Source organism: Peribacillus sp. FSL K6-1552 (assembly GCF_038005205.1).
In the GTDB taxonomy this organism is placed as follows: Bacteria; Bacillota; Bacilli; order Bacillales; family DSM-1321; genus Peribacillus; species Peribacillus butanolivorans.
This window is the reverse complement of sequence record NZ_JBBOST010000001.1, coordinates 953,448-974,101: the sequence shown is the minus strand read 5'-3', so window position 1 is coordinate 974,101 and position 20,654 is coordinate 953,448. Positions and strand designations below refer to the sequence as shown.

15 protein-coding genes and 2 pseudogenes are annotated in these 20,654 nt (G+C 35.4%); 5 read left to right on the top strand and 12 right to left on the bottom strand.

Annotation, left to right across the window (positions count from 1 at the left end; genetic code table 11):
• The first annotated feature begins 14 nt into the window (after nucleotides 1-14).
• Nucleotides 15-1,805 (top strand): S9 family peptidase, encoded by a 1,791-nt coding sequence (locus NST21_RS04680; RefSeq protein WP_340887991.1) that lies wholly within the window; start codon nucleotides 15-17, stop codon nucleotides 1,803-1,805.
• 260 nt (nucleotides 1,806-2,065) lie between these two features.
• On the opposite strand, the gene NST21_RS04675 is transcribed toward NST21_RS04680, so the two are convergent.
• The 3 genes from NST21_RS04675 to NST21_RS04665 all read right to left on the bottom strand — a co-directional run bounded on the left by NST21_RS04675 (nucleotide 2,066) and on the right by NST21_RS04665 (nucleotide 5,143).
• A complete protein-coding gene (locus NST21_RS04675; protein WP_340887989.1) occupies nucleotides 2,066-2,680 on the bottom strand; it encodes a LysE family translocator in 615 nt (204 codons plus the stop codon).
• 179 nt (nucleotides 2,681-2,859) lie between these two features.
• Nucleotides 2,860-3,393: a GNAT family N-acetyltransferase gene (locus NST21_RS04670; protein WP_340887987.1), complete on the bottom strand. Its 534-nt coding sequence runs from the start codon at nucleotides 3,391-3,393 to the stop codon at nucleotides 2,860-2,862.
• Between the two features lie 445 nt (nucleotides 3,394-3,838).
• Complete coding sequence (locus tag NST21_RS04665) at nucleotides 3,839-5,143, bottom strand: hypothetical protein (protein WP_328114629.1); 1,305 nt, start codon at nucleotides 5,141-5,143, stop codon at nucleotides 3,839-3,841.
• Between the two features lie 497 nt (nucleotides 5,144-5,640).
• Between NST21_RS04665 and NST21_RS04660 the strand changes: the two genes are divergently transcribed.
• The 3 genes from NST21_RS04660 to NST21_RS04650 all read left to right on the top strand — a co-directional run bounded on the left by NST21_RS04660 (nucleotide 5,641) and on the right by NST21_RS04650 (nucleotide 10,044).
• On the top strand, nucleotides 5,641-7,185 hold the full coding sequence (locus tag NST21_RS04660) for an AbgT family transporter (protein WP_445670476.1): 1,545 nt from the start codon (nucleotides 5,641-5,643) through the stop codon (nucleotides 7,183-7,185).
• A 126-nt stretch (nucleotides 7,186-7,311) separates the two neighbouring features.
• Nucleotides 7,312-8,571 (top strand): amidohydrolase, encoded by a 1,260-nt coding sequence (locus tag NST21_RS04655; RefSeq protein WP_340887986.1) that lies wholly within the window; start codon nucleotides 7,312-7,314, stop codon nucleotides 8,569-8,571.
• Nucleotides 8,572-8,637: 66 nt separating this feature from the next.
• Nucleotides 8,638-10,044 carry a M20 family metallopeptidase gene (locus NST21_RS04650; RefSeq protein ID WP_340887984.1) on the top strand — a complete coding sequence of 469 codons (1,407 nt, stop codon included), beginning with the start codon at nucleotides 8,638-8,640 and terminating at the stop codon, nucleotides 10,042-10,044.
• 708 nt (nucleotides 10,045-10,752) lie between these two features.
• Here NST21_RS04650 and NST21_RS04645 read toward each other — a convergent pair.
• The 9 genes and pseudogenes from NST21_RS04645 to NST21_RS04605 form a co-directional block, all read right to left on the bottom strand.
• Complete coding sequence (locus NST21_RS04645) at nucleotides 10,753-11,229, bottom strand: GNAT family N-acetyltransferase (protein ID WP_340887983.1); 477 nt, start codon at nucleotides 11,227-11,229, stop codon at nucleotides 10,753-10,755.
• A gap of 208 nt (nucleotides 11,230-11,437) precedes the next feature.
• The gene (locus NST21_RS04640; RefSeq protein WP_340887981.1) at nucleotides 11,438-12,046 is read right to left on the bottom strand and encodes a DedA family protein; all 609 of its coding nucleotides are present in this window, start codon (nucleotides 12,044-12,046) and stop codon (nucleotides 11,438-11,440) included.
• 568 nt (nucleotides 12,047-12,614) lie between these two features.
• A complete protein-coding gene (locus NST21_RS04635; RefSeq protein ID WP_340892455.1) occupies nucleotides 12,615-12,842 on the bottom strand; it encodes a DUF3953 domain-containing protein in 228 nt (75 codons plus the stop codon).
• A 338-nt stretch (nucleotides 12,843-13,180) separates the two neighbouring features.
• Nucleotides 13,181-14,368, bottom strand: coding sequence for an amidohydrolase (locus NST21_RS04630; RefSeq protein ID WP_340887980.1), 1,188 nt, complete (start codon nucleotides 14,366-14,368; stop codon nucleotides 13,181-13,183).
• 86 nt (nucleotides 14,369-14,454) lie between these two features.
• Nucleotides 14,455-14,888 (bottom strand): annotated as a pseudogene (locus NST21_RS04625) (MFS transporter); the annotation flags it as partial.
• Between the two features lie 400 nt (nucleotides 14,889-15,288).
• Complete coding sequence (tnpB, locus tag NST21_RS04620; RefSeq protein ID WP_340890618.1) at nucleotides 15,289-16,494, bottom strand: IS200/IS605 family element RNA-guided endonuclease TnpB; 1,206 nt, start codon at nucleotides 16,492-16,494, stop codon at nucleotides 15,289-15,291.
• A gap of 208 nt (nucleotides 16,495-16,702) precedes the next feature.
• Nucleotides 16,703-16,867, bottom strand: a pseudogene (locus NST21_RS04615) (GNAT family N-acetyltransferase); the annotation flags it as partial.
• A 230-nt stretch (nucleotides 16,868-17,097) separates the two neighbouring features.
• Complete coding sequence (locus NST21_RS04610) at nucleotides 17,098-17,709, bottom strand: FMN-binding negative transcriptional regulator (RefSeq protein WP_340887979.1); 612 nt, start codon at nucleotides 17,707-17,709, stop codon at nucleotides 17,098-17,100.
• Between the two features lie 170 nt (nucleotides 17,710-17,879).
• Complete coding sequence (locus NST21_RS04605) at nucleotides 17,880-18,782, bottom strand: DMT family transporter (RefSeq protein WP_340887978.1); 903 nt, start codon at nucleotides 18,780-18,782, stop codon at nucleotides 17,880-17,882.
• 161 nt (nucleotides 18,783-18,943) lie between these two features.
• Here NST21_RS04605 and NST21_RS04600 point away from each other — a divergent pair, with 161 nt between their 5' ends.
• Nucleotides 18,944-20,320 carry an aminotransferase-like domain-containing protein gene (locus NST21_RS04600; protein ID WP_340887977.1) on the top strand — a complete coding sequence of 459 codons (1,377 nt, stop codon included), beginning with the start codon at nucleotides 18,944-18,946 and terminating at the stop codon, nucleotides 20,318-20,320.
• Nucleotides 20,321-20,654: the final 334 nt, after the last annotated feature.

Below are 20,654 nucleotides of genomic sequence, written 5' to 3'. Positions count from 1 at the left end.
TAAGGAGTGAATGTATGAAAGAAATTGGCATCAAATCATATTTGTCTGTTGGAACTGTCAGTAACCCTGTTTATGATCCTAATAGTAATAAGTTAATCTTTATTGCTGATTATTCTGGTTTACCGCAGGTCTGGGCAAAGGATTTCGATATAAGTGAACCTACCCGAATTTCTTTTACAAATGAACGAATTACTTTTGTTAAATATTTAAACAGTTCATCACAACGCGGCCTTCTCATCGGCATGGATGTCTGCGGTAATGAGAAGCAACAACTGTTTTTACTCAAAAGTGATGGTCTACTGATTCCGCTTACCAACTCACCTGACCATAAACATGAATATGGGGGTCACTCACCTGATGGAAAATGGATAGCCTGGTCAAGCAATCGTCGACATTCTGCCTATTTCGATATCTATATTCAAAATGTCGAAACATTAGAAATACAAATGGTTTTGTCAAAGGATGGTCTCTATTCCTCCATCATGTGGTCTCCTGATTGTAAATCGTTATTGATTCGGAAAACAAATTCCCAGTTGGATAACGATTTAGGTTTACTGAATCTTAGCACAGGAGAAATAAACTGGTTAACAGATCATCAGGGTGAAGCAAGCTATAAAAACCCTCATTTCAGCAAGGATGGAGATCATCTCTATTTATTAACAAATCAAGATAGAGAATTTTTTGGGCTCGCAATCATTGATCTTTCAACAAAACATATCACTTGGCTGGAAGTGGGACAGTGGGACTTTGAAGGCCTCGCTATGAGTAAAGATCATTCAAAGTTAGCTTTTTCAATTAATGAAGGAGGTATTTCAAGAGGTATTCTTTTAGATCTAAAATCAAGTGCCCTTTATACATGGAAGACACCAATGGGGATGATAACTAGCTTAACATTTTCACCCGACAATCAAAAATTAGCCTATGTATTCAATGGGCCGACCTATCCGTCTGATATTTGGCAGGTTGACCTAAGGAAAATGAAGACGGAACGGCTTACTCAATCTCTTCAGACAAAGTTTTTGGAAAATAAATTAATTGAACCTATTCTTATTTCCTTTAAATCTTTTGACAATCTCCAAATACCTGCCTTTTACTTCAAGCCAAATACCCAATCAGAAAAAATTCCTGTTATCCTATATGTTCATGGGGGTCCTGAAAGCCAAATCCGTGCTGTTTTCAATCCAGTTCTGCAGTATTTCCTAAGCCTTGGCTATGCAGTAATTACTCCTAACGTACGCGGGAGTACAGGATATGGAAAAACATATACTCATCTTGATGATGTTCGCAAACGAATGGACTCCGTTAGAGATCTTGTTTCTTTAGTAGATTGGTTAAAGAAAGAAGGAAGCGCTGATCCTAATAGAGTTGCCATTATGGGAGGGAGCTACGGAGGATTTATGGTTCTTGCAGCCATCTCTCACTATCCGGAATTATGGTCTGCTGCAATTGATCTCGTTGGGATTTCAAGTTTCAGAACTTTTCTTAAAAAAACCAGTCCGTGGCGACGCAAACTTCGCGAAGTTGAATATGGAACTATTGAAAAGGACGGAAACTTTTATGATCTGATTGATCCATTGAATCAAACTGACCGGATTACCAGTCCGCTGATGGTTCTTCACGGGGCTAATGACCCACGCGTCCCTATTGAAGAATCTGAACAAATCGTAAATAAATTAATGGCACGAAATCATCCTGTAAAGTTTATCTGCTTTGAAAATGAAGGTCATTCCATCGTAAAACTAAATAATAAAATAACTGCCTATACGGCAATAGCACATTTCCTCAATCAATATATTGGTAAATAATTTCCCAATGCGTCTTTTATATTTTGACGGGTGATTAAAAGGAATTAGCGTACCGACTATAAGGAAATGTGCTTCTTAATTTCTTTAAGAAAACAAAAGTCTTGTTTGATATGCGTAATAAAATTTTTCCTATTTTATCATAATTTTTTAAATAACTAACCTGCTCCATTTGTTGCATAAGAAAAAGAGCTGATCATCATCACAGCTCTTTAAAGAACGATTGCACCTGTTAGTTGATTAACGAATAAAAATATATTTATCTATTCGTGTGTTTGAAGAGCTAACTTTATTCCCAAACCAATGTAGACTATACCTACGACTTTCCCAAACCAATTTGAACTGCTGTTAGATTTAACTAATAACTTGTTGCCAATTGTACTTGTTAGGAAAACTAAGAGAGTGGTATACATTATGCTCATCAGTACAAATGTTAACCCAAGCATTAAAAGCTGAATTGTCACTGGGGAACCTTCACTTTTTACAAACTGTGGTAAGAAAGCTAAGAAAAATAATGAAGTCTTAGGGTTTAGTAATTCAATTAACAAAGCCTGACGAAATGATAGATTATTATTCACTTTCTTAGTAATAGGTTTTTCAATTTTTTTTGATTTTTCAAGCAAAGCTCTTATTCCTAAATAAACTAAGTATGCTGAACCTAAATATTTAACAACTCCAAAAGCAAGTGTAGATGTCATTAATATCGCGGAAAGTCCAACAACTGCCGCAAGAGTATGAATTAAGTCACCAACAGCAATACCCAAGCCTGTGATAATTCCATTCTTTTTTCCACCTTTAATAGTTTGAGATATTGTCAAAAAAACAGCGGGACCTGGGATTAAAAATAACATCAGAACAACTAAAATGAAAGTCAACATTATATATTATTCCTTTCTTTAAGAGATTATACAGGCTGATTTAACCAACCACTACATATTTTATTTTAACACTTTTAACATAGTAAAATAGCTCTTTAATCAACAATCCTGCCCTGTTTGTTGCATAAGAAAAAAGCTGATCGTCACAGCCCTTTAAAACCGCCGTTAGCTTAACACGTTTACTTATTATTTTTAAGTAATGAATAGACATATGTATCGTGTGCTACACCATTTTGATACATATATTTCTTCAAAACCCCCTCTTTTTGAAAACCAATATTAGTCAGTAACTTATTAGATGCTTCATTGTTTAAAAATACAACAGCACCTATACGAGTTAAATTCATAACATCAAAACCATATGTAAGAACTCTAGATACTGCTTCTGAAGCATATCCTTTTCCCCACTGCTCTGGATGGATTTCGTAACCTATTTCTGCTCTTTTATGTTTAGGTAACCAAGCATTAAAGCCAATTGTTCCAATTATACCTTTGGTCTCTTTTTTTTCAATCCCCCAGCGTATGCCTCTTTTTTCATTGTAGTTATTTGAAAAGAAATCAACGAATTTCTCTGCTTCTTCTATACTCTCTAATGTTTCTTGTCCATAATAACGTGTTACATTTTCGTTAGAAAAACAAGCAAAAATACCCTCTGCATCCTCTTTTGTTATTTCTCTTAATATTAGTCTTTCTGTCTCTAATATTGGAAACATTTCATCTCTCCCTCTGTTTATTACTATAATTAACTATTCTTTTTAAATGGTAAAAATTCCTTTATAAATTGAATTCTTTATTGCACTATCCTGACCCTTTAGTTGAACAAGGGTATTTTTTCTCTAATTAGAATGTAACGAACGTACATTCAAAAGTTCATATAATGGATCTTATAAGCTGCAGTTTAGAAGGATCTTTTTAATTGGAGGATTCTTTTATATGCTTATTGAGGTACCACCACCTGCCCATCAAGCTAAGAAAATAGGACACCCCCAAAACGATAAAATGAGCTTCTTTGTTACAAGAAAGCCCAAAATTTTGTTCTGAGGGTATTATAAATTGTTAACTTGATGGCAATGTGACGTTAACCTAGGGAGAGTTAATTAAGAGAAATCCTCAAAACTTTCCTCGGAAATTAAATTGTATATCAAGAATGTCGAGGTGTTACTTCTTTAACATATAAATTTTACGAGGTCTTCCCCGAGGCGATTGAAGTTCTTCTCCTTTGTACTCCACTAAACCGCTTTCACTTAAACTACTCATAATTCTCTGGGCATTTCGAACGGTCATAGATAAATGAGAAGCTAAGTCTGAGGAAGTGAAGCCGTCCCAGCCCATACGATCAATCAATGCTTCTATCTTTTTATACGTTTTTACACTTATGTTAGCCTGATTTAATTTATCTAGCAGTTCTTTATCATTAGAACGGAAGGTATATGCCAATTGTTCCTCTTGACCTACAGATTCAATCATTAAACCATCTTCCTGGATAACAACAATACCGGAATTTTCTTGCTTCTTCGAATGACGAATCGCCTTGCGAGCATTGATTTCAGCCGATGCAGCCGTCTCACCAAAACCAATTCCAACTGCAACAGAAACATCCATCTCAAGGGACAGTTGTTGAACAGTACTGTGCAAGCTACCAATTTCACGTTCAATTGCCTTACGTGAACTAAATATTTGATAGCGACCGTTTCCATTTTCGATGAGAGAACCATCTAATTTTTCGCAAAATGTCAGTAATGTTTGTTTAATTTTAAGCTCCAAATGCTGCAGATGGTAACGAATATTAACCTCGTCTACAAATTGATCAAACTGATCAATTTCAATAATCTCTACACCTATCTGACTATCCTTAAAATAAGTACTTTTTGCTTTTTCAATTAAAATCTTGACCGCTTGTCTAATTTCCATCTTTGTCATATTTATTTTGTAGACAGGAACATTTTCTTTCTTCAAGGCTTCATATACAGATTGTAAAACGGTAAGGACACCTTGTACCTCCCCTTCCCTCCACAACTGAAGATGAAATTGAACAATGTCTTGAAAATCATATTGTTCATCAAATGTTTTTATATAAATATTTTCGGTGGAAATCCCTAGCTCTTGTAGCGACTCTTGCAAAAAAAAGTCTTCTAATCGAATCATATCAATGGATATCTTATCGAAAAAATACTTTTGATCCGCAGACATTTGTAAAAAACATCTATATAAACTAGATCCAACAGGAGGACAATACGTAAAATTGGCCTCTGAATCTAACATTTCTTTTGCAATTCTATAAGGAACTGGTCCTGAGAAAAACCAACCATTTACTGCATTTTGGTGATTTTTTATAATGTCCGTTACCTCTCGTGCATCTTCATATGGAAAATCAATGAAATCTATTTCATGCTCAAATTCATTAGTAACATCCCGAATTTTCTTTAAAGATGAAAGTGGACCTACAACACCAATTTTATACAAGTTTACTTCACCCCTACATCATACTATTAGATTTATTATATCAAAATAACCAATTAACCCCAACAGGGAATAATAATGAGATCCAAATATTAATAACATGTAAAGCGCCGTTTGACATAAATAAGCGGTGCTACTTAATATGGTTTACTTCTCTATCGTGAGGTCAAGAGTGGTAGAACTTATACATTCAAAAGATTCAAAACTTTTTGTTTGTTTAGAAAGTATTACTAAATCTAGAAAAAAAAAGATTCCTTTTTTTCTGAAAATTTTATTGAAATAGATTATTCTTAATTATATAATACATTTAACGAAAATAGCGTTAAGTATTCGTTAAATGAAAAACAAGTAATTTGAAAGGTATGTATGAAGTACACGAAGGATGAAAGACCCTTTTGGGTAATTTTAGCTTAAGAAAGGTTTAGAGAAAAAGTTTATAAATTAAATGGTACAAAAAAAGCACAAACTACAAATGGAAGAAGGTTTAGGAGGAGAATGTAATGGAACAAAAAGTAATGAAAGATACAACTAATCTGCAAAATCATAAAAAAGGTGGATTTTTCAATCAAGTAGAGCGAATAGGAAACAAAATCCCCCATCCATTTATTTTATTTATTTATATGATTGCCTTTTTATTTGTTGTAACCGCTCTCTTATCCGTTTTCCATGTTTCGGCATCGGATCCCATTAGTGGAGAGAAAGTAGAAGTTCAAAATCTCTTAAGCCGTGAAGGCATTCAATGGATACTGCCGAATATGATTAAAAACTTTTCCGGCTTTTTACCACTAGGTTCTATTTTAGCCCTAATGCTAGGCGTAGGACTTGCTGAAAAAGTCGGTTTGTTAGAAGTTTTGATTCGAAAAATGTCGTTAAAGGTCTCAGGGAAATACGCGAGTTATTTAGTTGTATTCGTTGCATTTTTTAGCCATGTCTCTTCTGATGCTGCGCTTGTTATTATGCCTCCTCTTGGAGCTTTAATTTTCCTTGCTGTGGGACGGCACCCTGTTGCTGGATTGCTCGCTGCTATTGCTGGGGTTGGTTCAGGTTTCACTGCCAATTTATTAATCGTCACAACAGATGTCTTGCTATCAGGAATTAGTTCGGAAGTAGCGAATGGAATGAAAGCAAATTTGACAGTTAATGTTACTGATAACTGGTTCTTTATGGCGACTTCAGTTCTCGTACTTACTGTTGTCATTGCCTTGATTACAGATAAATTTGTTGAGCCGCGCTTAGGAAAATATGAAGGTAGCGGTAAGCATAAAAAATTGGAACAATTAACGAAGCAACAAAACAAAGCACTCCTGGCTACAGGTATTTCAGCATTTATTTTTATAGCTGTTATGGTCGTTCTAGTCGTTCCGGAAGGAGCACTATTACGAAATCCAGAAACTGGAGCTATTCTTCCCTCTCCATTCATGTCTGGTATTGTCGCGATCATCTTACTTTTCTTTTTTACAGTTTCTATTACGTATGGAGTTAAAGTAGGAGCAATTAAGAAACAAAATGATATTCCAGAATTATTAGTAGACCCGATTAAAGGAATGGCCGGATTTATTATTATGGTTTTTCCACTTTCCCAATTTGTCGCTTGCTTTAACTGGAGTAATATGGGTAAATTTTTGGCATTATCCATCACAGATCTCTTAGAACAGTTAAACATAGATGGTGCACCCGTCCTTATTGGGTTAATGTTCTTATCTGGGCTTCTTTCCATGTTTATTGCTAGCGGATCCGCTATTTGGTCTATATTAGCTCCGGTTTTTGTTCCAATGTTTATGGTATTAGGCTATCATCCTGCCTTCGCCCAAATGCTGTTTAGGGTAGCAGATTCATCTGTTCTACCATTAGCACCAGTATCTCCATTTGTCCCACTATTCTTAAGTTTCCTACAGGAGTATAGAAAAGATGCAAAACTAGGAACTTATTATTCTCTTATATTGCCTTATCCGATTATCATCTTTATCATTTGGACGCTATTGGTAGTGGTTTGGTATTTCCTTGGCCTCCCAATTGGTCCTGGAGTATACCCGAAATTACCTTAATTTGAAAAATCGCAAGCGCCTTGAATAGCCCCTTCATCGACTCGAGGGGCAAGGTTGCTTGGCCTAGACGCCAAAACTCGTCGAATATTATTAAATTTTCATCAAATAACTTTAGGAGTGAAAGAATTGGATATTATTTCTTTAAGACGTGATCTTCATCAACACCCAGAAGTTGGCTTTACCGAATTTCGAACTGCTTCAAAGGTAGTAGAAGTACTAACTTCTTTGAAATATAACGTGATATTTGGAAAAGATGCTTTAGATGGGGATTCTCGCCGTGGAGTTCCACCTACAGAAGTATTACAAGAAACATTTAATAGAGCATTACAAGATGGTGCAAATCCAGAAATTCTCCAAGAAATGGAGGGTGGATATACTGCTGTTATCGGTACATTAAAAGGAAAAACAGATGGCCCAACTGTAGCTTTCCGGTTTGATATGGATGCATTACCTGTTACGGAAAGTACTGATTCTGACCACTTCCCACAAACAAACGGTTTTCGTTCCAAATATGAAGGAAATATGCATGCTTGTGCACACGATGGCCATACAGTAATTGGCTTAGGGCTTGCGGAAAAATTAGCGGACCATAACTTTGCAGGAACGGTTAAGCTTATTTTTCAACCAGCTGAAGAAGGAGTACGCGGGGCCTATTCAATTGTACAAAAAGGAATTTTAGATGATGTGGATTATTTATATTGTATGCACCTTGGCACAGATGTCCCTCTAGGAGAATTTCATGGTGGGTCTTCTGGCTTTTTAGCAAGTACGAAAATGGCTGCTCATTTTCATGGGGTATCTTCTCATGCAGGTGCTTCTCCTGAAAAAGGAAAAAATGCATTATTAGGAGCAGCCACTGCATTATTAAATATTCATGCTATTCCAAGATTTAGTTCAGGTTCTACCCGCATAAATGTAGGTATTCTTAATGGTGGAACAGCCGCTAATATTATTCCAGCGCATGCAAAAATGATAATTGAAACCCGTTCTGTAACCGAAGAAACAAATGCAGAAATGGAGAAACGTGTTCGAAATATCGTGGCTCATAGTGCAGGTATGCATGAGCTTGAATATGAGATTGAAATTATAGGACAAGCAATTACGATTCATTGTGATCAAGAACTTGTCGATCTATCTATGGAAGAAGCCCGAAATGTAAATGGTTTTTCAACAATCAAAGCATGTAGGGAATCCGGTTCTGCTGGAAGCGAGGATGCAAGTTTTATGATTCGAAGAGTACAGGATAATGGTGGTAAAGGGACATATATGATTATTGGGACCGATATTCCTGCACCACATCACCATCCTAAATTTGATATTCAAGAAGAAGTGTTACCAAGAAGTGTAGAACTTTTGAATCTTATAGCAAGACGACTTTTAAAATAATATTTCATATTAAATCGAATATACATTCATATTAAATCGATATATATAGGAAGGAAAGAGTGTAAAATGACACATGTAAATAGACTATCAGAAATTATTGAACAAAAAAAAGAAAAATTCATTGAAGTTAGTGACTCTATATGGAATTTTGCAGAAACACGTTTTGAAGAATATCAATCTGCTGAATTGCTTTGCAGCACGTTAGAAAACGAAGGCTTTTCTGTTGAAAAAGGTGTTGGAAACATAGAGACAGCATTTATTGGTAGCTTTGGAACTGGTAAACCTGTTGTGGCAATCATGGGAGAATTTGATGCGTTGTCAGGTATGAGTCAAAAAAAAGCTACAGCTAAACAGGAGCCAATTGTACAAGGTGAAAATGGCCATGGATGTGGTCACAATTTACTTGGTACGGGATCATTAGCTGCTGCTGTTGCAGTGAAGGAATATATGGAAGAGAATCATATGAATGGGACAGTTCGTTATTATGGATGTCCTGGAGAAGAAGGCGGATCTGGCAAAACCTTCATGGTCAGAGAAGGTTTGTTCGATGACGTTGATTTTGCATTTTGTTGGCATCCACTAGATGTTAACGGCATTATGTCGATGGATTCACTTTCCAATTTCCAAGTGTATTATAAGTTTAAAGGAAAAAGCTCTCATGCAGCAGCATCACCACATTTGGGACGGAGTGCTTTAGATGCCGTAGAACTTATGAATGTTGGCGTGAACTATTTAAGAGAACATATTATCCAAGACGCAAGAGTTCATTATGCGATAACGAATTCTGGTGGATTATCGCCTAATGTTGTCCAACAAGATGCAGAAGTTCTTTATTTATTACGAGCTCCAGAAGTTTCACAAGTTCAAGATATTTACTTAAGAGTTTGTAATATTGCTAGGGGAGCAGCCCTTATGACAGGAACTGAAGTAGAAATCGTTTTCGATAAAGCCTGTTCTAATGTTATCCAAAACACAGTGTTAGATTCCGTTATGTATAAGAATTTTCAAGAATTAGGTATTCCACAACACGATGATAAAGAAAAACAGCTTGCAAAAGAGATCCGTGCTACCTTAACCGAACAAGAAAGGAATAGTACAATCAATCCGTTTAATGATAGTCAAGATGATGCTATGGCAAGTTGGTTGGAACCCATTGAGGGCTGTCAATCGCCATTAACAGGTTCCTCGGATGTGGGGGATGTTAGTTGGATTGTTCCTACTGCTCAATGCACAACAGCTTGTTTTGTTCTTGGATCCCCTCTGCATAGCTGGCAGTGGGTTACACTTGGATCAACATCTATTGCCCATAAAGGTATGCTTCATGCTGGCAAGGTTATTGCGGCAACTGCAGTAGAAGTACTCCAAAATCCAGAATTAATTGACAAGGCAAAAGCAGAGCTAAAAGAACGATTACAAGGGAAAGGCTATGTCTCCCCTATTCCGCAAGATGTAAAGCCCACAGTTAAAAGATAATAGACTAGATTAGAAAGATGTTGTAATCGTACGTATGATGATGACCATTGTTCGTAGCATATATGGTGATGAATTTATGGTTTTTTTTTGAATACTCTTTCGATAATATGGAAGAAAAAATCGCTCAAGAGGACGGAATGATCAAAAAATGACTGGGTGACTTTAAGTGAAATAGCAGTATAAAAAGGGATCTTCGATTGGAAGATCCCTTTTTCATTGAGAACTTTTATCTTTGATTCCATTCTGTTTTTAACAGCCTATAAACTATATGATCAGCATAATGTCATATAACCATTCTACTTGCAATAAGAAACAGCTGCTACAGAAACCCCATATCATTCTATAGCACCCGATAGTTGAAAATAACTTATTTTTTTCCTTAAGCTAAAATAAATTATGGATTAAACGTATTATCATTCTTGGAATAAAAAATAAGATTTTCCAAGCTACTTCAAACAAGACTGAATCTCGATTTTCACGAGTATGCCTTTTAGAATACCTTCTTTTTTCTTTTTTCTCTTTTCTTCTTTTTTCACCTTATTATCTCCTAAACACAATAATGATTTAAAAACCACGGGTTATTCTACAACTAATCTGCCCCTTTAGTTCCATAAGAAACTCCTCCTGTCCCTTTAGTGGGAAAAAAGCCGCCGAAGCAGCAGGCAATCTTATACTATTGCACCCGTTAATCGATAACAAAAAAACGTATTAAAGAAACAACTCCATCTCACTATCCTTCGTCGTAAAGCCCATTTTTTTGTATAGATGTTTTCCATCTTTAGAGGCGTGCAACCAAATCCGTATAACACCACTATTTCTGCTTTCGTCTATACATTTTTTTAGCATTCGTTTTGCCAAACCTTTTCCACGATACTCAGGGATAGTGTACATATTAAGAATGTAGGCTTCAACCCCATGAAGATTTTCCAAATATGGTGGTCTTTGAAATAAAACCATTCCACTAATACTAATGGCTTCCCCATTCGATTCCGCAATATAGGATATAAATTCATTTTTTGAAAGTGCTTTTTGTAAATACTCTCTTGTTGATGTCTCCATAAGATGTTCCTCCTGAAGAGATTTTAACTCACCTAGTTCTTTTAAAAGTGCTAACCGCAAACTAACTATCTTATCAATGTCTTCAATAGAAGCCTTGATGAAATCAAACTTATTAATATGACTCAACCAATATCACTTCCTTCCTTTTGAGGATTTGCTCAAAATATGTATATTCTTTTTAATATATTAAATTTCCTTCTTCAATTAAACTGCCCCGTTAGTTGCATAAAGAAAAAGCTGCCTTAAAGATAGCTCCGATCTAAACTAACGCACCTGTTAGTTTTATAAGCTCTAAATATAATTTTATTAAAGTACTCCATCTTAACCGTCACTTTTATGAAATACCCCTTCTTAATCGATTTCTTCTCTTCCATAAATAATAAATGAATATTGAAAGGACCAATAAACTCGTAATTAAATAAATACTGTATTTTGACATATATAGTTCAACATTGGTCCAATTTTCCCCTAATATTCTTCCTAGTGTGATAAAAGTAAAACTCCATATTAATGCACCAGTATAGGCGTAAACAACAAATTTTCTAAAAGGGAAGCGATTGACAGCTGCTATATACGCTGTAAGGTGCCGTACCCCAGGAATAAAATAACCAAATAATAAAAAAATGGGTCCGAATTTCTTGAATAATTTCTTTGTTCTATTAATTTTTTGTTCGGTAATGTGAATTTTTGGTCCAAACTTTTCTAATAAAGGCAACCCAAATTTATAACCAATGAAGTAGCTAAGCGAAATCCCCCCCGTTGCTCCTACAAAGGCACTTACTATTGAAATTAAGTAAGATAATTTACCCTGAAACACATTGTAACCAATATATGTAAGAAGAACCTCGTCGGGTATAGGAAGTCCTACAATACCTCCGATTAAAGCAAATATTATTCCGAAGTACCCATAATGTTCTAGAAGGTAAGCAATATGATTTTCCACCTTTTTTCACTCCACCTTTTAGGTAATGTCTAACAATCATTTCTGATTATTTATTATCAGCAGTATTTAAATAATAATAAAAGAAAATTTACTCTTCATTGTGGATCTCCTTTTCCTTTAACAATATTAAAGGTTATTATCCCCAATTTTTGATTTTCTTATTGCACTAACCTGCCCCAAGTGTTCCATAAAGAAAAAGCTGCCTTAAAGACAGCTTTGATAGTTTGGGATTCCGTTCAATTTAAGAATCTATCAAACAAATATGCTATAATTCCCCAATATAGAAAGATTGGAGAGAGAAACAATGGACTGGGTAGACTTTATGGCACTTTCTGGTATACTATTTTATTTAATTCCAATAGCATTTATTGTTTGGTTTTTAATCAGCTTCCTCAAAACTCAAAAGGAAAGAAACATTTTACTTAGAGACATTTCATTAAGGTTAGACAAGTATAAAATAGACAGAAAGGAAGAGTAATATGATACTCTTTCTTTTTCATTTTTATTTCACAGTTTGTGTCTTATACGACACAAAAGACATCCTTTCTTATTGAAGTAAAGCACCCGTTTAGTTCATTAAGAAAGCCTGTATGGAAGCAAAGAAAATAAATAAAGAGATAGCAATATTCATATACCCCCAAAATCCTTTTCTGTCTTTTTGAAGTTCGGCTAATCCTGTCACCAACGTAAGTGCCCCAAGGAAAAACATATAATACGGCATTAACTCATAGGTTTGAGTTATTAGACTATAACCTGATAGAACAATAACCACTATTGTTAAGATAATTCTAACCATTTTCAAGAATATATTTCCCCCTACAAATTAAGTTCTGTACAATTTCTTTTTCAATCATACCATTGGACACCTTTTCATTTGTGTAAAAAATGGAAATTCCTTCTTTCACTAACCTGCTCCTTAGTTCCATACAAAAAAGAGCTGCTGATCAGCTCCTGATAATTGATGTTCCATTTGTGGTTTTATGATACACAAACTCAATGATACTATGGATTTTTGGCTTTTTTCTTTATTAGCTTGTCTCGGTATTCGTTTTGCTTTTTATCAATAGAATTATCTAATACACCGAACCATGTGGTCATCTATACCACACCTTACAAACAATTCTATTCTTTTTCCTAATCTAACTCATAATAACCGCAAACAACATATCCTACTGCTTTTGCTGCCACGAGAAGGGCATCTTCATCGATATCAAATTTAGGATTATGATTAAAATAAGGTTTTTCTACTCCTTTAGGTGTACATGCAATGTAAAAGAAGCAGGAAGGGAATTTTTCAGCATAGTAAGCAAAGTCTTCAGATGGTGGCATTGCTGGAAATTCCTTCACTTCTTTAATATCTTTATCATTTGCATTCTTGAGAAACTCAGCAACCTTTTCTGTTATTTCAGGATCATTATATAAAGGTGGATAATCATTCGTATATGTTAGATCACATGTTACACCAAATTCTTCTTCAAGTCCTTTTACAAGACGTTTAACTTCTTTTTCAATTGTTCCTTTTGTTTCAACAGTCATATAACGGATATCGCCTTCAAGCTCTACGCTGTCTTTAATTACATTGAATGTTCCTTTTCCATCAAAAGAACCAATCGTAATCACACCAATATCAAAAGGACTTAATCGACGGCTAATAATCGTTTGAGCGGCTGTAACAAAATGAGCACCAGCCACAATGGCATCATTCGCTAGATGTGGTGAGGAACCATGTCCACCTCTACCTTGAATTTTTAATTTCATATAAGCCCTGCCGTTAAAAGAATATCCAGCGTGATAACCAACAACTCCTGCTGGGCCCATTGGCAGCAGATGAATTCCAAATACATTATCTAAATCGTCAAGCATGCCGGACTCTACAATACTCTTTGCCCCGCCTGGCGGAACTTCTTCCGCATGTTGATGAATAATTTTTATTGTACCTGGAATTTCATCTTTTAATTGAATTAGGCAATCCGCTAAGACTAACAAGTAGGCTGTATGACCATCATGACCACACGCATGCATAACGCCTTCATTTTTTGATGTAAATGGTACATCCGTTTCTTCGACGATTGGGAGCGCATCAAAATCAGCGCGCAGACCAATGTTTTTTCCAGGCTTTCCACCTTTAATTGTCACGATAATTCCGTATCCATTACCTACATTAGATTGAACTTCTACGTCCTTTCCTTTATAAAAACCAATAATATATTGAGCTGTTTTTTCTTCTTTAAAAGAAAGCTCAGGATTTTGGTGTAGATGTCTGCGAATTTCAATAATTTCATCCTTACGAGATTCTAGCATTTCTATTAATTCACTTCTCATAAACTCTTCATCCTTTCATTATTTTCGAAAATGCCACTAAATGTGGCGTTTTACATTTCCCACTGCTAATTATTCTACAACAGGCTTCAAACTGGTAATTTTTTAGGAGCATTAGATGTTTTACCGGCATCTTTTGGCACCAAAAAGATAGTAGAGAATATTGAAAGTACACCGAATATAACGTTTACGATAATACCTACTGTAGCCGCTGTTTCAAGATTCCCATTTACTGCAATTGCACCGTAAACAGCTGCAGAAATCGCGACGCCGAATGCACTGCCAAGTGAGCTTGCCATTTTTATAAACTCCAGCTACTTCACCGACTTTGTCAGGCAGGAGCATTAGATACTGATGTATCTGTTGATGGGGTCGCATAAAGTCCAAGTCCAAATAGCGCAAATCCAATGAAGACGACAATTGTATAAGTAAGGTCCGGTAAGAAGGGTAAGCCCATCACCGCCACACCTACTGTCGAAATCAAGGCACCCCAGATCATTGGTGATTTTGCGCCTACTTTTTGAAATTAATTGTTGCCCTGGTGACAAGTTTAACGAAGGACTTTCAATTTTTTTTCCTTTCACACGAATTACTTCAATCGCTTGATTGCCAACTGCGTTTACAAGTTCATCTACTATTGAAATTGTAACCACTTTCATTTATTTCATCCTTTCAGGGGAATTTTATTTTCACCTTACAAAATTTCACAAGAAGAATCCTCTCTGAATTATCCCCATATATATAGAAAAAATTACTTTAATTAATCTTGAAACCATTTCAAAAACAATTCGCTTTTTAATTTGAATGAAATCAACAATCAAGTTAAACATAGCTTTCAATTGAACTACCCACCACTTATCGACCTTACGGTCTGATTGAAGTGGGGGATTCCTAAGAACATTAGCCTATCGGCCAATTTTTAATTAGGCTACTCCCGTAGTTCCTACGGTTAGAAGCCTTATGGCTTCATTCATTAGATTGAGTCCTGCGTTAATATCTCGATCGTGGTGAGTAGAACAAAAAGGACAATCCCATTCACGAAGATTCAGATGTTTAACGTCTTTATTTTGGTAACCGCAGCTAGAACACAATTGGCTAGAAGCAAACGTTTTAGATACGGTCACGATTTGTTTACCATACCATTTTGCTTTGTATTCCAACATTTTTTTGAATTGGTACCAAGATACTTCACTAATAGCTTTAGCTAGTTTGTGATTTTTCATCATATTCGACACTTGCAAGTCTTCCATTCCAATAACATCGTGGTTTTTGATGATTTCGGTAGAAACTTTATGTAAGTAATCCATTCGGGCATTTGAAATTTTTTCGTGTAGGATAGCCACTTTTCGTTTTTGTTTTTGATAGTTTTTGGCTTCAGCCAATGGTTTATTTTGATTCAAGGCTATTTCTTGTCGCCTTGAAAGAATCCGTTGTGCTTTGGACAATTTCTTTTCGACCGTCCGGAAGAATTTTGGGTTTTGATAGACCGTACCATCTGAAAGAATAGCAAAGTTCTTCAAACCAACATCTACACCGCACGAACGATTCGTTTTAGGAAGTACTTGTACATTGGTTTCGGCTAAAACGGAAATGAAATATTTACCCGAAGGGTTCCGCCTGATTGTGGCATTGATGATTCGCCCTTCGACTTCGCGGCTTTTAGCAAAACGAACTAGACCGAGTTTTGGCAATTTGATTTTGTTTCCAACAATTCCAATATTCCCATTCGTATGTTTAGTCGTATAGGACTGGATAGGATTCTTTTTCGATTTGAAGCGTGGTGACTTGTTTTGCTTTTTATAATATCGACTATAGGAATCTGCTAAATTTTCCACCGATTTCTGTAAGGCAATACTGTCTACTTCTTTCAGGAAAGAATACTCTTTCTTTAAAGCTGGAAGTTCTTTGATTGTTGCGTATTTATTCAGAAAAGAACCTTTCCATTCATTAGAGGGTAATTGGCCGTTCTGCTTCATTTCTTCACAAATATACCAGTAGGCATCTTTCTCCTTTTGTTTGCCTAAAAAGAAGTTATAGACAAAACGGGAGCAGCCGATCGTTTTATTGATTAGAACTAGTTGTTCTTTAGTTGGATAGATTCGAAATTTATAAGCTTTGTTTACGACCATTGGTTTCACCCCCTTATAGTTATTATCAACAATCGAACGTATGTTTGTCAAAAAATTACTTTGGCTAATGCCAACCGCCATTCATCTCCCCCTTACCGTTGGGATCTCGCCCTTCACACGCTTGAAGAGGGAGTCTTCTGGCGGGAAATGATAAAAAGGGTGACCAACAACCTACTTAATACAAACACCTATTAGTTTAAGACTATTTCTAATCTCTAATTTCTTTAATACTTTTCCCAGCTAAAAATGAATGTCCATTTTTCAATTTATCAACTGTTTGAAATCCATACTTTTGATATACTTTTTCTACTGATTCATTTATTGGAAAAACCCAAAGCTTCTTTATTCCTCTATTCATTACTTCTTTTTGTATTGAAAAAGAATTCACAGCAGCTTAGGATATAAAAGTCCCCAAGCCAAGAAATAAAGCTTAAGATTTAACTTTTTTGTGTCCAAAATATTGACTCAAATCCAAGACTTCTCCGTCATAAACTTTTATTACCTCATATATTCCGTCACCGAATTGATCTAAAAGAAGTTCAAAAAAAAAGAGCGTTAATCCTTATTGGATCAACACTCCTGTTAGTGCAGTAACATTCAACGTTATTTTTTTAGGTTTGCTTTCATTAATAATGAAATCTGTTGCTCATCTGTATTTGAAATTTGTTCCAGTTGATTAACAATTGACTCTTGTCTCTGCAATGGATGGTTTTGACTTAACTTTGCTTTCCCTTCTATTTTGTTAATTTTTATTTTGAATCCTTGAACTCCTTTGTTCATACCAGCGAGAAACTCAGCATCAACATCTTGCAAACTGTATGAACTGTCAGGAGCTTCGTACTTCGATACCATATCATGCAGGGAGCTCATTAACTCATGTTCATCCTCTTGCAGTTCGACTTCTCCGTAAACATGAACGGTCACATAATTCCATGTTGGTACTGCTTTATTCGTCTCATACCAAGATGGGGAGATATAACAATGCGGACCATGAAAAATAGCTAAGACGGTTTGATTTTTGATGTCTTTCCACTGAGGATTAGGACGAGCAAAATGTCCATATAAGTATGAATTATCCTTGTTCAAAATTAATGGTAAATGAGTCGCAAAAGGCATTCCATTATGTTGAGAAAATAGAGTCGCAAAACTATGTTCCTTTATAATGTCGAAGGCAAGTGTTTCGGCTTTAATTTTAAAATGTGCAGGAATATACATGTTTTTTCTCCTCTCAGAATCTTTTCTTATCATTAAATTTATAATTTCTCTATAGAATAACGGTTTGTTAACCACAATCCTCTATATTCATGACAACTTCTTCATCTAATACAATTCGGTCGTTCTATAAGCTATATGCCATACGTTACTTATCTCAATTGAACATGCAGTTAGTTTTTCTCTGATACAGCTCCGTTTTTTGATACGTGAGCATTTTTGCCTAATATAACAGAAAAGACAACAATCACTGCTATTACAAGAGTGAAAAATGTGATGGATTCATCTAGAAATACTGTTGCAAATAGAATCATCAAAAATGGTTGTAAGTATTGAATCTGACTAACTCTTGCTATTCCGCCCATAGCCATTCCGCTATACCAAGCAACATATGCTAGAAATTGACTAACCACTGCGAGATAAATAAAACTAACCCAAGCTTGTAAAGGGGCATGTAGCATTTCAGTTGTAAAGTTTAGCCCAACTGGAATAATGAAAAATGGAGCACCGATCATAATTGCCCAAGCAATCACTTGCCAGCTACCTAATTCTTTCGCTAATTTCCCCCCTTCTGCGTAACTAAGTCCCAGTATAATCACTGCTGCTAGTAAAGCTAAATCGGCAAATTGCAATTGACCGAATCCAAGATGAAGTGCATACATAATGACAGCTAAAGAGCCGATTATACTTGAAATCCAGAACTTGAGAGAAGGGATTTCACCTGCTCTAAACATAGCAAATCCGGCTGTTGCTAACGGTAACAGGGCTAATTCCACAGCTCCATGAGAAACAGGTAAGGATTCCATTGCCCAAGAAGCGAGGAGAGGAAATCCTAAAACTGCGCCAACAGCAACAATAAGTAGACTTTTGAATTGGCCTGGAGAAGGTAGTTTTTCTTTTCGAACGATCAATACCACAGCTACTAAAATAGCAGCAACAACTGTTCTTCCTAAACCGACGATCGTAGTCCCAAAATACTTTACTGCAATACTTGTAGCAGGGAGTGTTAAGCTAAAACAAATGACACCTACTAATCCTAACAATAATCCAAGTTTCTCTCTGGTTTCTCTCTGCATCTTATCCTACCCCCATTTTTATAGTTTGTATCACCTCTGTACCATTTTCTACTTTTCTTAAAAATAGTTCTGATATAATTAAAATAATAATAGGTACACACAATGAAAATAAACCATTTTTTTACCTATCTGTCCTGGTACAGTTAAAGGAGGATCCATATATGAACTCAAAATATATTAAGATAATGGAAGAAATTAAGCTTCGACTAGCAGATGGATCGCTCATTGCAGGTAGTAAACTCCCTTCTGTTCGTCAGTTATCTGAGTATTTTTCATGTAGCAAAAATACGGTTATTAAAGCGTACATCGAACTAGAAAAAGAGCATTTAATTTATTCTGTTCCTAAAAGTGGCTACTATGTTGTGAATGAATTTCAAGATGCGACGAATGAAAATGAGGTGATTGATTTCTTATCTGCTGGTCCAGATAAAAACATTATGCCTTATGTTGAATTTCAACATTGTATGAATCAAGCAATTGAACTATATAAAGAAGAGCTTTTTACATACTCTGATCAACAAGGGATTTACTCATTACGAGTACAGTTAGTGAAGTATATGCAGAATTTACAGGTGTTCACTCAACCTGATAGAGTAGTCGTTGTATCTGGCTCGCAGCAAGCCCTTAATTTATTAGTTTCTATGCCATTTCCAAATGGAAAAAACAATATTCTAATTGAACAGCCTACTTATTTCGGATTCATTGAGTCCATCAATCTGCATCAAGCTACTACTTTTGGAATTGAATTATCAATGGAAGGGATTGATCTTGATCGTCTGGAATACATTTTTCGAAATAATGATATAAAATTTTTCTATATTATCCCGAGATTTCACAATCCACTTGGACATTGTTACACGAATAGTGAAAAGAAAAAAATCGTTGAGTTAGCTGAAAAATACGATGTATATATAGTGGAGGATGATATTTTAGGAGACCTTGATCCAAATCCAAAATCAGATCCTTTATTTTCTTTTGATCCTTCTGGGAGAGTGATTTATATTAAAAGCTTTTCGAAAATTTTTCTTCCAGGGTTAAGGATTGGTACTGTCGTTCTTCCTACATTAATGATTAACAATTTTTTACGATATAAATTTAGTTCAGATTTTAATAGTTCAGCACTTTCTCAAGGTGCGCTAGAAATCTATTTAAAAAGTGGTATGTTTAATAGCCATCTCAAAAAAGTAAAAGAGGTATACCGTACTAAAATGCAAATTCTTCAAGAAGCATGTGAATTATTGCTACCGGCTAATACTCATTTTTCTAAACCGACTTCAGGATTCTATCTATCCATCAGTTTGCCCGAGAATGTGACAGCAAAACAGGTAGTTCATATGCTAAACGAGCAGCATATTTATGTTGATGATGCCTCTAGAATGTTTTTACCCGAATATAAAAAGGAAAATCTCGTTCGATTAAGCATCTCTCAAGTGAACGAGTGTCAAATTAAACTAGGGGTAGAGCGATTGGCTCACTGTATTGCTTTAATTGACAGTAGAAAAAATCATATTACTCCAAATAACTTTTTACTCATTTAGTATGGGGAAGTTTATATAGAGGTAGCATCACAAGATTATGCGGATTACCAACCCTAAGAAAATATATCAAAACGGTTGTTTATGTGACTTAGAATTTGAGCAATCGTTTGAGACATATTTACTCTCCAACTCTACAAACTTTTAAATAAAGTAAAACCCTCTCAAAACGATGATTTTTGGAGGGTTCTTTAATTAACTTGCCTTCGAAGTATTAAAAACTCCTGCATTAGTACTTTCTTGAACTCCCTTAGTTTAATACGATTTTTTCACAAATACTCGCTTAATCGCAGGATTTCATCACCCTTAAATTTAAGTTCACGGTTAAATGGAGTGA

What these genes read in the sequence shown, in the direction of transcription:
- NST21_RS04670 (WP_340887987.1), bottom strand. Translation starts at nt 3,393, where the DNA reads ATGTTTCCAATATTAGAGACAGAAAGACTAATATTAAGAGAAATAACA.
- NST21_RS04630 (WP_340887980.1), bottom strand. Translation starts at nt 14,368, where the DNA reads ATGAGAAGTGAATTAATAGAAATGCTAGAATCTCGTAAGGATGAAATT.
- NST21_RS04600 (WP_340887977.1), top strand. Translation starts at nt 18,944, where the DNA reads ATGAACTCAAAATATATTAAGATAATGGAAGAAATTAAGCTTCGACTA.
- NST21_RS04610 (WP_340887979.1), bottom strand. Translation starts at nt 17,709, where the DNA reads ATGTATATTCCTGCACATTTTAAAATTAAAGCCGAAACACTTGCCTTC.
- NST21_RS04650 (WP_340887984.1), top strand. Translation starts at nt 8,638, where the DNA reads ATGACACATGTAAATAGACTATCAGAAATTATTGAACAAAAAAAAGAA.
- NST21_RS04635 (WP_340892455.1), bottom strand. Translation starts at nt 12,842, where the DNA reads ATGGTTAGAATTATCTTAACAATAGTGGTTATTGTTCTATCAGGTTAT.
- NST21_RS04680 (WP_340887991.1), top strand. Translation starts at nt 15, where the DNA reads ATGAAAGAAATTGGCATCAAATCATATTTGTCTGTTGGAACTGTCAGT.
- NST21_RS04675 (WP_340887989.1), bottom strand. Translation starts at nt 2,680, where the DNA reads ATGTTGACTTTCATTTTAGTTGTTCTGATGTTATTTTTAATCCCAGGT.
- NST21_RS04660 (WP_445670476.1), top strand. Translation starts at nt 5,641, where the DNA reads ATGGAACAAAAAGTAATGAAAGATACAACTAATCTGCAAAATCATAAA.
- NST21_RS04605 (WP_340887978.1), bottom strand. Translation starts at nt 18,782, where the DNA reads ATGCAGAGAGAAACCAGAGAGAAACTTGGATTATTGTTAGGATTAGTA.
- tnpB (WP_340890618.1), bottom strand. Translation starts at nt 16,494, where the DNA reads ATGGTCGTAAACAAAGCTTATAAATTTCGAATCTATCCAACTAAAGAA.